We start from the raw sequence: 10750 nt of genomic DNA on the forward strand, positions 1-10750 counted from the left end.
CCTGCCCAACCTGGACGCATCATTTGTCGCTGCTATGCGTGCGCTGTGACTGCACATCGGTAGTCGCCGCAGGCAGCTGGACCGTGAATTCGGTGCGCCCGGGAACGCTGCGCACCGCAATGGTTCCGTTGTGCGCCTTCACGACTGCACTCACGATAGCGAGCCCCAGGCCGGTGCTGCCTGCCTTGCGGGAGCGCGAGGTGTCGCCGCGGGCGAATCGTTCGAAGACGTCGCCCAGAAGGTCGGGCGGGATTCCGGGGCCGTTGTCGACCACTGTGAGGACAGCGGTGTTCTGCGCGCCCAGCGTGATTGACGTGGTCACGGAAGTTCCTGCGCCCGTGTGAGTTCGTGCGTTGGCGAGCAAGTTGGAGAGGACCTGATGGAGTCGGGCCGAGTCGCCGACCACCATGACCGGTTCGTCGGGCAGGTCGAGGTTCCACTCATGATCCGGCCCGGCGATATGGGCATCGCTGACCGCATCGACCGCGAGCAACGACAGGTCCACATGTTCGTGTTCGAGCGGTCGACCCGAATCCAGTCGGGCGAGGAGCAGAAGGTCCTCCACCAGACTCGTCATCCGCTGCGCTTCCGATTCGACACGACCCATTGCATGCGCGACCTGTTCCGGAACGGCGTGCTGATCGCGTTGTGCCAGTTCGGCGTACCCGCGAATCGCAGTGAGCGGGGTCCGCAGCTCGTGGCTGGCGTCCGCCACGAACTGCCGCACCCGAGTCTCACTCGCCTGCCGCGCGGACAGCGCACCGGCAATGTGATCGAGCATGCGGTTCAACGCGATTCCGAGTTGTCCCACCTCGGTGCGTGGATTGGTGTCCGCAGCCGAGACTCGGACGGGCAGCTCCACCTCGCCACGATCTAGTTGTAGGTCGGCAACCTGGCCCGCGGTGGCGGCCACTCTGGTCAGCGGGTGCAGCGCGCGCCTGATGATGAGAATTCCCGCCGTGATCGCGGCGAGCAGTGCCAGTACCGCAACGACAGCGAAGATCGTCGCGACTCGGACCAAGGTGTCGTTCACCGTCGACAACGACAGACCCGTCACGATCACGTCGCCCTTCTGGGTCTGCGTCGCGATCAACCTATAGCTGCCGAGGCCATCGAGATTCTGGGTGTGCGGTCGGCTGTCCGCAGGCAATCCGTCGAGTTGCTGCTCGGCCGCGGCACTCAGCGCTGCGCGGGATCCGCTGATGGTCAGCACACCGGCATCCGTCGCGGTTCCGCCGGTCACGATCGCACCTACGGTTCCGGGCGGTTGGCCTGGGGCATCGAGGAAGTCGGGTCCGGGACCGGCAACAGGCGTGTGCTGGCGGCGATCACCGGCCGGAAATCCGGGCGGCGGCATCCCGCCCGACATAGCGACAGACCGGTGGCCTGCGTCGATCAGCTGGTCGTCGAGTTGATGGATCAGAAACTGTTGCAGCGCAAGCGTCGTCACGGTGCCGATCACCACGGACACCACCGCGAGCAGCACTATCTGCCCTACCAACAGGCGGGCCCGCAGCGACCACGCACCGGGTGACCACGCGCGCCTCTTGTCAGCGGGCGGGCTTGAGGACATATCCGGCGCCACGCATCGTGTGGATCATCGGCTCGCGTCCACTGTCGATCTTCTTGCGCAGATAGGAGACGTAGAGTTCGACGATGTTGGATCGGCCGCCGAAGTCGTAGCTCCAGACGCGGTCCAGGATCTGGGCTTTGCTGAGTACCCGTTTGGGATTGCGCATCATGAAGCGCAGCAGCTCGAACTCGGTGGACGTCAGCGTGATCGGCTCGCCGTCACGCGTCACCTCATGGCTGTCCTCGTCGAGCACCAGGTCCCCGACCACGATCTGAGCGCCACTGGTATCCGTGGTTACACCGGTACGGCGCAGCAGCGCGCGCAGCCGCAGCACCACTTCTTCCAGACTGAAGGGCTTGGTGACGTAATCGTCGCCGCCTGCGGTGAGTCCGGCGATGCGATCCTCCACCGAGTCTTTGGCCGTCAACAGCAGCACCGGCAGATGCGGGATCTGCTCACGCAGTTTGCGCAGCACCTCCAGGCCACTCATGTCCGGCAGCATCACGTCCAGCACCACCACGTCGGGACGGAACTCGCGTGCCTGCGCAACGGCGCTGGCACCGTCGCCTGCCGTCGATATGTTCCAGCCCTCGTACCGCAAAGCCATGGAGACCATCTCGGCCAACACCGGCTCGTCGTCGACCACGAGTACGCCGATGGGATCGCCGTCCGCTCTGCGCATGACGACTCGTTCGGCGTTCGAGGTGGCTCGCTGCGGTGCTGTCATGAACTCATTATGTGCACGGTCACTGGGCGCCCACTGTGCGATTTCTATGTGTCACCTGTGAAACGTGGACATACCCGATCCTGTGTTTCCGCACAGCTCACACACATGTTCAGGCTCGAGAGTGGTCCACAGCAACCGAACCTCTGTGTCCAAGGAGAACCGAATGAACCCCACCCAACAGCAGGTACCGCCCACCGCCGAGCCCACCTGGGGAGCACCTCAGCCGCCTGCGCCCAATGCCTGGTCGACGAAGAAGACCATCGCAGCGGCGGGCGTCGCTGCCGTGATCGCAGCGGGCGGTGGCGCAGCCATCTATGCGGCGACCAGCGGTGGCTCCAACACCATGGGTGGCCCCGGTGGCGGTTTCGGCGGCCCCGGCGGCGGCCGCGGAATGATGATGGGCGGCGGAGCTACCAACTCGCTGCATGGCGAGTTCGTTGTCTCCGACGGCGACGGCGGCTACACGACCGAACTGACGCAAACCGGCACTGTCACCGCGATTTCCGCGACGTCAGTGACAGCGCAGAGTGCTGACAGCTACTCGCATACGTACACCATTTCCGGCAATACCTCCGCGAACTCGTTGGCAGTCGGCGACACGGCGTCCATTCGCGCCACCGTCACGAACGGCAACGCGACAGTCACGCAGATCAACGAAGGCTCGGCCGCTGGTGGTGGACAGCAGGGTGGCAGGCAGCAAGGCGGGACACAGCAGGGCGGCATGCAGGGCGGCATGCAGGGTGGCGGCATGCAGGGCGGCCAGCCGCCGAGCCTGCCCGGTAACTAGGTAGGTCGCCGCCTCACCGCAGCGGGAACCCGAGATTCGCGAGCTGCTCCCGCAGGCGGTGCCTGCCGCTGAGACTGGCCGGCGATGCGAGCCTGGCCAGTACTCGCGCCTTCCATGAGTGCTCGAGATGCTGCTCCGCATAGAAGTCGCCGATACGCTGCTCATATGTCGCGACGTGCTCACGCTGCGGTTCCAGTCGGTACGTCTCTTCGTGCAATACCGCTTGCTGCGGTAGGCGCGGCTTGATGTAGGAGCCCGCTACCGGATCGGGCTGTCCGACAACCAATCCGAAGACAGCGAAGACGTGCGGCGGCAACTCCAGTTCGGCTGCAACCTCTTCGGGGTGATTGCGAATGGCACCGATGAATACTGTTCCCAATCCCAAGGATTCGGCAGCTGTCACCGCGTTCTGCGCTGCCAGAGCCGCGTCGATCACCCCGACGTAGCTGGACTCGAGGTAGTCGGCGCCGTCGAGCGGAACGGCGTTGTCGGCGGCGAGTTGACGCAACCGCGCGAAGTCCGCGGTCCACACCAGAAGCACTGGTGCGTCGACGATGTGAGTCTGATTGCCCGCCAAGGTCGCAAGCCGCGATTTGCGCGCCTCGTCTCGAACGACGATCACGCTCCATGTCTGCAGATTCGACGATGTCGCCGCCGACTGGGCGGCCGACACAAGCAGCTGAACGGTGGCGTCCGAGACATCCTCGTCCAGGTAGTGACGTACGGACCGGTGGTTGTGAATCGTCTCCAGCACCGGATTCCATCGGTCCGGCTCGGCGATGTCGGCGTCGCGATATCGCTGTTGCAGAGGCGTTGTGGGCCGAATCGCTGCGGTCGTCATGGTGGTCGATTGAACTGAAGAATTCACGAAAGTTGAACAGTTAGACCCGTCGTGATCGTTTTCTCCGCTGTTCGCCTGGTAGAGAAGAGCAATGGCCATTCCGGGTTCCGAGCTGCGCGCGCGGCGACTCTCGGTCGGGATCAGCCAATATCGGTTCGCCCGCCTCGCGGGCGTCTCCTCCGCGTTGCTGTCGAGTTGGGAGCTGGAGCGGTCCGCGCCTCGGGCCGCGAGTGCACGGAAGGTCCTGACCGCGTTGGCGGAACTGGAAACGACGTACGTACCTGTCACCAAGCGCCCGAGCGGATATGCAGGCCGGCGGCGCCGCATGCCTGCCCGGCCGATCGTCACGGTCAGGTCGGTCGACGATCCTCCGGTCGGGGCGCCGGGGGTCCTGACGGCGTTTTCCGGCTGCGGTGGGATGGCCGAAGGTTTCCGAATGGCCGGGTGTGCCATCGAGGGCTACCTGGAGGTGGTTCCCGCTGCCCGCGCGACGTTCGGACGCAACTTTCCGCAGGCACGTTGCGTCGGGAGCGACATTCGCGAACTCGACGAAGATCGCGTCTCGTCCCTGCTCGACGGCGTCCAGATCGACATCCTTGCAGGTGGGCCGCCATGTCAGGGTTTCAGTCTGGCGGGTAAGCGCGATCCGAACGACCCTCGAAACCAGTTGTTCACCGGCTTGCTCCGCCTCGCCGATCTGGTGCGGCCGTCGTTCGTCGTGATGGAGAACGTGCGACTGTTGCTCAGCATGAAAGACCCCGGTGGTGGGTTGGTGATCGATCGAATAGTCGGCGAGATGTCGCAGCATGGATATGACGCGACAGTCAACGTGGTGAACGCGCAGGACTACGGCGTGCCGCAGTTCCGGGAACGAGTGTTCATCGTCGCCACCGACGCGCGGCTCGGAATTGCGCCCGTCCGCTTTCCTGCGCCGACGCACGGCACGGCTACGCGCCGCACTTTTCGCGATGCGACAGCGGATTTGGCGCCACTGGAATCGGGGCAGGCGAGTGACGGCGATCCGCTGCACTGGGCAGTCGAGCATCCCGAGCACGTTCTCCGCTGGTTGCGCGATGTACCGGAAGGCATGTCGGCGCACGACAACGACGATCCGGCGCTGCGACCACCGTCCGGTTACAACACCACCTACAAACGGCTGCGCTGGGACGAGCCTGCCTCGACCATCGGCACCACGTTCGGCATGATCTCGGCGTCGCGCAATGTCCATCCGACCCACACCCGATCGTTGACCGTCCGCGAAGCCGTGCGAATCCAGACATTTCCGGACGACTACGTTTTCGACGGTAAATGGGGGGCGATTCGCACCATGATCGGCAACGCGGTGCCGCCCGCGTTGGCGCAGGTGTTGGCTGGACACCTGGTCGAAATACTCCGATCGTCGACCGATCGCGAGTAACCTCGCGGCACATACCGAGGCGATGAGGTACTCATGTCGAAGATCCCGATTCGACCCCTCACTATTCTCGTTGCCCTGGTCGCGGCCGGGCTGTTCGCGCCTGCTTCCGCTGCTGCACAGCCGGTCTCGTGTTCCCCGGCGTCGGTGACGACGGCGATTCCGACGTCGAGTCTCATGGATTGGTCGGAGAATCTCACCTACGACCGGCAGGGCAACCTGTGGGTGTCACGAATTTCACGCGACAGGGTGGTGCGCTACGACCCGTCGGGACACGTCACGGCATCCGTCCCGATCGACGCGCCAGGCGCTCTGCGTGTGGGCCCGGACGGACTGATGTACGCAGTGACCGGCAACCGCACCTTCAACATCGTGACGCACCAGCCGAGCGGCGTGGTGCGGTTCGATCCGACAGCTCCTGCTCCGGTACCGCGGCCGGTGGTGTCCGGTCAGGGCATCGCGAACGGTGCGGCATTCGATTCGGCAGGCAACCTCTACGTCGCCGACGAATTGGCCGGGATATTCCGGGTACTGCCCAACGGAACCATCGACCGAGCCTGGTCCGATCAAGCGAAGCTATTCGGTGTCAACGGCGTTGCCGTTCTCGGCGACGATGTGATTACGTCGGTCATCAGCAGCATGACCGGCGAGGTATACCGAATTCCGATCGGCGCACCGTCGTCCAAATCAGTTCTTGCGCAACTGACACCGGCAGTCCTTCCCGTCCCTACCCTTCCCGACGACATGGCTGTCGCACCGGACGGGATGCTCTACGTGACCACCGCGGTCGGCCGCCTCGTCCGTGTCGATCCCAGCGACGGAAGCACGTGCACGGTCGTGGTCGGTGAGCCGATGACCTCTGCGGTCTTCACGCCCGGCTCCGATAAGGAGATGTTGGTCGGAACCGAGAGTGGCCGAGTATTGCGCGTCGTTCTGAACTGATCGGCCCGTCTGCCTACAGCAGACAATCGGGGATGCGGCGGCGAATCGCCGGTAGTAATGAGTCATGACTACAGCCGCACCGCCCGACCTGAACTACCGCGACCTTTTGGCGGACAGACTCTTTCGCCAACGCACCGTCCTCCTGACCGGTGAGGTGGACGACGCGATGGCCGAACGCGCCTGCTCCGAGTTGGTACTTCTGGCCGCCGCCGATCCCAAGCGGGACATCGTCGTCTACATCAACTCCCCCGGCGGATCGGTCTTCGCCGGACTCGCGATCTACGACACCATGAAGGTGATTCCCAACGACGTCGTCACCGTCGCAATGGGATTCGCCGCCAGCATGGGACAGGTACTGCTCTGCTCGGGGACTCATGGCAAACGAATCAGTCTGGCGCACAGCAGGATCATGATGCACCAGCCCTCGGCGGGCATCGGCGGCACCGCGGTCGACATCGCAATCCAGGCCGAGAGCCTCGATCTCATGAAGCGGCAATCGCAGGAGATCATCGCCGCCGAGACCGGCCGGACTGTCGAGGAAATTGCCACGGACAGCGATCGCGATCGTTGGTTCACAGCCGAGCAGGCGCGCGAGTACGGGATCGTCGACCGCATCGTGTCGTCGTTCGCGGAGATTGCGCCGCACACCAACTCGCCCAGGATTGGACTGTAAAGCCATGTCGCAATACACGATTCCCAACGTTATCGAGCGGACCCCGGCGGGTGAACGCTCCTTCGACATCTTCAGCAGGCTGCTCAACGAGCGAATCGTATTCCTGGGCACCGAAATCGACGACGGTGTCGCCAACGTCATCATGGCCCAGTTGCTGCATCTGCAAGCCGACAACGCCGAGCAGGAGATTGCGCTCTACATCAACTCCCCCGGCGGTTCGACAACGGCGATGCTCGCCATCTACGACACGATGCAATTCATGAAGCCGACCATTGCGACATATTGCATGGGGCAGGCATCGTCAGCTGCCGCAGTGCTTTTCGCCGCAGGTACCACGGGGCATCGTCACGTCCTCGCGCATTCCCGCGTGCTGCTGCATCAACCGTCCACACAGGGGTCCGGCACCATATCCGATCTGGCCTTGCAGGCCGCGGAGATCATGCGGGTGCGCTCGGAGACGGAGAACATCCTCAGCAAGCACACCGGCCAGACCGTGGAGCGCCTGCGCAAGGACACCGATCGGGATCGGATCTTCACAGCTCAGGAGGCCATCGATTACGGATTGGCCGATTCGCTGGTCGCAGGCGGTTAGCAGCTCAAGCGGCGCGCAGGGTCGGTACGCCCCAAGAAGGTCGACGGCTGACGGCCCCGACCCTGCGGCCGGAGCGGATCAACAGATGTTCGAGCGGGAGACCGAGGGCATCGCACACCGACCGAAGGATCTCCGACGACGGTTCCTTCTTGCCCCGTTCGATCTCCGACAGGTACTGCTTGGACATCCCGACCTCGCCGGCCACGTCTTCGAGGCTGCGATCCTGGTCGAGCCGCTCTTCACGCAGAACGCGACCGTACAGCTCGCGGACCAGCGGCGCAGGCTGTGGTTCGGCACCCTGTTCGGGGTCCTTCACCAACGTCAGCTTCGGGCGAGCGTCCATATCGACGAGTATTCCAGATCTGGAGTCTGCGGGATCGGACGTTCACCGAGAGCGAATGGTGCCGTCAGCCGGGCGGTGCAGGGACGGCCTTTGCATCCAAGGTGGCCACCAACGGGCGGACCGCTTCGGGGACCTGCGTTTCTGCCCACCGATACTGGCTGGATTTGCCAGCTCCAGTCACGGTCAACTCGTACGTGAATCGATCCGGCGCAGCGGGAGAGGTCGGCGACTCGGAACCTTGCGTTTCGAGGAGGGACGCCGCCACTGCGGCCTGATCGGGTGGCAGATCGGCCGAGTCAGCGCTCGCAACCATGACCAATCCGACCAGGCCGCCGCCGCGGCGGAATTCGACATGCACAGAGGTGTTCGGCACAGCGTCAGACTAGTGCCGACGCCGCCGCGCGAACAGGTACTTTGACCGCGTCCCAGCCCGCGCGCACGGCGTCGACTTCGGTGCTCGTTGCGCCGAATCGAACCCGAGCCTGCCGAACGGTGATCTCAGCGAATGCGGAGAACGTCGCGTTCGGCTTGAGTGCGGCGTCGCTCAGCGACTCGTACCAAATCGTTCCTGCCGAATCCCACGCGTTGCCGCCGAGAGTTGTTGCGACGACGTAGAACGCATGGTTGGGGATGCCCGAGTTGGCGTGCACGCCACCGTTGTCGGACGCCGTTCGGACGTACTTCGTCATGTCGGCCGGCTGGTTGTCGTACTTGTTCGCCGTACCTGGCGCCTTCATCGATCGGAGGGCGGGCAACAGCAGCGGTCCGACGATGTCCTCGCCGATCAACCAGTTCGCGGTAGCGGCGCTCTGGTGAAGCGCGTACTGCTTCACCAGCGAACCGAACACGTCCGAGATCGATTCGTTCAGCGCCCCCGATTGGCCGGAGTAGATCAGGTTGGCCTCGTTCTGGGTCACGCCGTGCGTCAACTCGTGGCCAACCACGTCCAGCGATTTGGTTGTGTCCGTGAGCATCTTGCCGTCACCGTCGCCGAAGTACATGTGGCCCTGGCCATCCCAGAACGCGTTGTTGTAGGCGGTGCCGAAGTGGACCATGCCGTTGATCGTCAGACCCTGTCCATCGATCGAATCACGATGGAACACATCCCAATACAGGTTGTAGGTGGCGCCGAAATTGTCGTAGGCCTGGTTGACGGAACGGTCAGCAACGGGAGGCTGCCCTTCACTGCGCACCAGGTCGCCCCGCGCACCGTCTTCGGAGTGGTGTTGGTCGTAGATCCTGCGCTGCGGTGCACCTCCGGCCGCCGCCGCGAGCGTCTGGGGTGCCCGGGCACCTTGTCGACCTGCCGCCTCGGCGCGGGCCTGCCGGAAGGTGTGATCGACGTTCAAGGTCTCGAGAGCGACGAGTCGCTCCTTGGCCGCCATACCTCGCGTTGCACGGGCAAGTAGGTCGGGCGGGAGTATGCAGGCGAGTGAATTTCGTTCGGTGGACATCGGGTCCTTCTTTCGCTCCAGGATTCGTGTCCGCCTCGGATGTCGGACCGTGCCAACCATGTTCGGCAGTCCTGGAGCCAAAGGCGTGAGTGGCGCACTACTCGACCTGAATAGCCAGAGCAGGAATCGAGAGCAAGTACAAGCGTCCAGCCGTGCGCACGGCTATCGCGATTGAGCGAGTGACGGGACTCGAACCCGTGTAAACGGCTTTGCAGGCCGGTGCCTAGCCTCTCAGCCACACCCGCATCGATCAATACTGTCCCGCGGAGCGCTCGGCCGATCCACAGTTTCGATCACGATGATTTGCAGCGGCTCTCCGGACTCCAGTGCGTGTCGTACCCCCGGAGTAGTCTCGAATGCATGTTCGATACAGGGGTGATTGAGAAGGTTGATGCGGCGGGGGTTGCTGCGTTGGTCGGGTGGTTGAGTGGGATCGATCGAGATGTCGACGATTCGGTACGCATCGATATGTTGCGTGCGCTCGAAGATGTGAAAGCCGCGTGTTGCGCGGCGCAAGCCAAACAGGCAGCCGATTTCGAAGCGTCTCGGATCGCCCGGCGCGCGGCGGCGGGAGTTCCCAAGTATCGAAGCAACCGCGGAATCGCGTCGGAAATCGCTCTGGCACGGCGAGATTCGCCGAGTCGCGGCAGTCAGCATCTGGGATTTGCCCAGGCCATGGTGCATATGCCGCACACCCTCAGCCTCTTGGAGCGCGGCCTACTAAACGAATGGCGGGCCACGATCCTGGTCCGCGAAACCGCATGTTTGGACCGTGAGGACCGCACCGGCATCGATGCCGAACTCTGCGCCGACCCGACCACGCTCGACGGGTTGGGTGATCGGGCGTTGACGGCGAAAGTGCGGGAACATGCGGCCCGGCGTGATGCCGAAGCGATGGTCAAGCGGGCCAGCAAAGCCGTCGGTGACCGTCGGGTCACCACCAGGCCGGCACCGGACACCATGGCGTACGTCAACGCCCTGCTGCCGGTGGATCAGGCGGTCGCGATCCAAGCAATTCTGGGCCGGGATGCGGACAGTTTGCGAGCAATCGGCGACGAGCGGACCAGGTCGCAAATCATGGCCGATCTTCTCGTCGAGAGAGTCACCGGAACGAGCACGGTGGTGGGCCCACCGATCACGGTGAACCTGGTGATCTCCGATGAATGCCTCTTCGGTGACGGCACGGACTCCGCACATGTAGACGGCTACGGGCCGATCCCGGCCGGCATCGCGCGGCATTGGGTCAAACAACGCCTGGACTCGGACACGAAAACAGAACTACGAAAGACATCTCACGAAGCTAAATGTCAAGCCGCGAGCTCGGAAGGAGGTGGAAACGCCTGATGTTCGTCGTAGAGCCGGCCGGTTTGCAGGCAGTGGTGCAGCTGGCCGAGGAACTTGTTG

At 63.8% G+C, this 10750-nt stretch carries 12 protein-coding genes and 1 tRNA gene; 6 read left to right on the forward strand and 7 right to left on the reverse strand.

Annotated features, from left to right (window positions below; genetic code table 11):
- Nucleotides 1–19: 19 nt before the first annotated feature.
- Nucleotides 20–1573, reverse strand: coding sequence for a sensor histidine kinase (locus FOY51_RS24435; RefSeq protein WP_149432889.1), 1554 nt, complete (start codon nucleotides 1571–1573; stop codon nucleotides 20–22).
- The gene (locus tag FOY51_RS24440) at nucleotides 1551–2300 is read right to left on the reverse strand and encodes a response regulator transcription factor (protein WP_149432890.1); all 750 of its coding nucleotides are present in this window, start codon (nucleotides 2298–2300) and stop codon (nucleotides 1551–1553) included. The genes FOY51_RS24435 and FOY51_RS24440 overlap by 23 nt, the downstream gene beginning before the upstream one ends.
- A 163-nt stretch (nucleotides 2301–2463) precedes the next feature.
- Between FOY51_RS24440 and FOY51_RS24445 the strand changes: the two genes are divergently transcribed.
- Nucleotides 2464–3087: a hypothetical protein gene (locus tag FOY51_RS24445; RefSeq protein ID WP_149432891.1), complete on the forward strand. Its 624-nt coding sequence runs from the start codon at nucleotides 2464–2466 to the stop codon at nucleotides 3085–3087.
- 13 nt (nucleotides 3088–3100) lie between these two features.
- Here FOY51_RS24445 and FOY51_RS24450 read toward each other — a convergent pair whose 3' ends face one another.
- Nucleotides 3101–3928, reverse strand: a complete 828-nt coding sequence (locus FOY51_RS24450) for an NADPH-dependent oxidoreductase (protein WP_149432892.1) — start codon at nucleotides 3926–3928, stop codon at nucleotides 3101–3103.
- A 91-nt stretch (nucleotides 3929–4019) separates the two neighbouring features.
- Between FOY51_RS24450 and FOY51_RS24455 the strand changes: the two genes are divergently transcribed.
- From FOY51_RS24455 to FOY51_RS24470, 4 genes are all read left to right on the forward strand, one after another.
- Complete coding sequence (locus tag FOY51_RS24455) at nucleotides 4020–5345, forward strand: DNA cytosine methyltransferase (protein WP_149432893.1); 1326 nt, start codon at nucleotides 4020–4022, stop codon at nucleotides 5343–5345.
- 33 nt (nucleotides 5346–5378) lie between these two features.
- Nucleotides 5379–6284 (forward strand): SMP-30/gluconolactonase/LRE family protein, encoded by a 906-nt coding sequence (locus FOY51_RS24460; RefSeq protein WP_149432894.1) that lies wholly within the window; start codon nucleotides 5379–5381, stop codon nucleotides 6282–6284.
- Nucleotides 6285–6348: 64 nt separating this feature from the next.
- Nucleotides 6349–6957 (forward strand): ClpP family protease, encoded by a 609-nt coding sequence (locus FOY51_RS24465; protein WP_149432895.1) that lies wholly within the window; start codon nucleotides 6349–6351, stop codon nucleotides 6955–6957.
- Between the two features lie 4 nt (nucleotides 6958–6961).
- Nucleotides 6962–7549 (forward strand): ClpP family protease, encoded by a 588-nt coding sequence (locus tag FOY51_RS24470; protein ID WP_149432896.1) that lies wholly within the window; start codon nucleotides 6962–6964, stop codon nucleotides 7547–7549.
- A gap of 4 nt (nucleotides 7550–7553) precedes the next feature.
- On the opposite strand, the gene FOY51_RS24475 is transcribed toward FOY51_RS24470, so the two are convergent.
- From FOY51_RS24475 to FOY51_RS24490, 4 genes are all read right to left on the reverse strand, one after another.
- Nucleotides 7554–7892 carry a helix-turn-helix domain-containing protein gene (locus FOY51_RS24475; RefSeq protein WP_149432897.1) on the reverse strand — a complete coding sequence of 113 codons (339 nt, stop codon included), beginning with the start codon at nucleotides 7890–7892 and terminating at the stop codon, nucleotides 7554–7556.
- A gap of 64 nt (nucleotides 7893–7956) precedes the next feature.
- A complete protein-coding gene (locus FOY51_RS24480; RefSeq protein WP_149432898.1) occupies nucleotides 7957–8265 on the reverse strand; it encodes a protealysin inhibitor emfourin in 309 nt (102 codons plus the stop codon).
- Nucleotides 8266–8269: 4 nt separating this feature from the next.
- The gene (locus FOY51_RS24485; protein ID WP_149432899.1) at nucleotides 8270–9346 is read right to left on the reverse strand and encodes a M4 family metallopeptidase; all 1077 of its coding nucleotides are present in this window, start codon (nucleotides 9344–9346) and stop codon (nucleotides 8270–8272) included.
- Nucleotides 9347–9520: 174 nt separating this feature from the next.
- Nucleotides 9521–9591, reverse strand: a tRNA-Cys gene (locus tag FOY51_RS24490).
- Nucleotides 9592–9721: 130 nt separating this feature from the next.
- On the opposite strand from FOY51_RS24490, the gene FOY51_RS24495 reads away from it, so the two are divergent.
- Nucleotides 9722–10690 carry a 13E12 repeat family protein gene (locus tag FOY51_RS24495; RefSeq protein ID WP_149432900.1) on the forward strand — a complete coding sequence of 323 codons (969 nt, stop codon included), beginning with the start codon at nucleotides 9722–9724 and terminating at the stop codon, nucleotides 10688–10690.
- The last annotated feature ends 60 nt before the right edge of the window (nucleotides 10691–10750 follow it).

The sequence above is a fragment of the Antrihabitans cavernicola genome (genome assembly GCF_008297975.1).
GTDB classification, from domain to species: Bacteria; Actinomycetota; Actinomycetes; order Mycobacteriales; family Mycobacteriaceae; genus Antrihabitans; species Antrihabitans cavernicola.

Excerpts from the sequence above, each read along its gene's own strand:
- FOY51_RS24470 (WP_149432896.1), top strand. The coding sequence starts at position 6,962 with ATGTCGCAATACACGATTCCCAACGTTATCGAGCGGACCCCGGCGGGT.
- FOY51_RS24455 (WP_149432893.1), top strand. The coding sequence starts at position 4,020 with ATGGCCATTCCGGGTTCCGAGCTGCGCGCGCGGCGACTCTCGGTCGGG.
- FOY51_RS24440 (WP_149432890.1), bottom strand. The coding sequence starts at position 2,300 with ATGACAGCACCGCAGCGAGCCACCTCGAACGCCGAACGAGTCGTCATG.
- FOY51_RS24450 (WP_149432892.1), bottom strand. The coding sequence starts at position 3,928 with ATGACGACCGCAGCGATTCGGCCCACAACGCCTCTGCAACAGCGATAT.
- FOY51_RS24445 (WP_149432891.1), top strand. The coding sequence starts at position 2,464 with ATGAACCCCACCCAACAGCAGGTACCGCCCACCGCCGAGCCCACCTGG.
- FOY51_RS24465 (WP_149432895.1), top strand. The coding sequence starts at position 6,349 with ATGACTACAGCCGCACCGCCCGACCTGAACTACCGCGACCTTTTGGCG.
- FOY51_RS24475 (WP_149432897.1), bottom strand. The coding sequence starts at position 7,892 with ATGGACGCTCGCCCGAAGCTGACGTTGGTGAAGGACCCCGAACAGGGT.
- FOY51_RS24485 (WP_149432899.1), bottom strand. The coding sequence starts at position 9,346 with ATGTCCACCGAACGAAATTCACTCGCCTGCATACTCCCGCCCGACCTA.
- FOY51_RS24435 (WP_149432889.1), bottom strand. The coding sequence starts at position 1,573 with ATGTCCTCAAGCCCGCCCGCTGACAAGAGGCGCGCGTGGTCACCCGGT.
- FOY51_RS24460 (WP_149432894.1), top strand. The coding sequence starts at position 5,379 with ATGTCGAAGATCCCGATTCGACCCCTCACTATTCTCGTTGCCCTGGTC.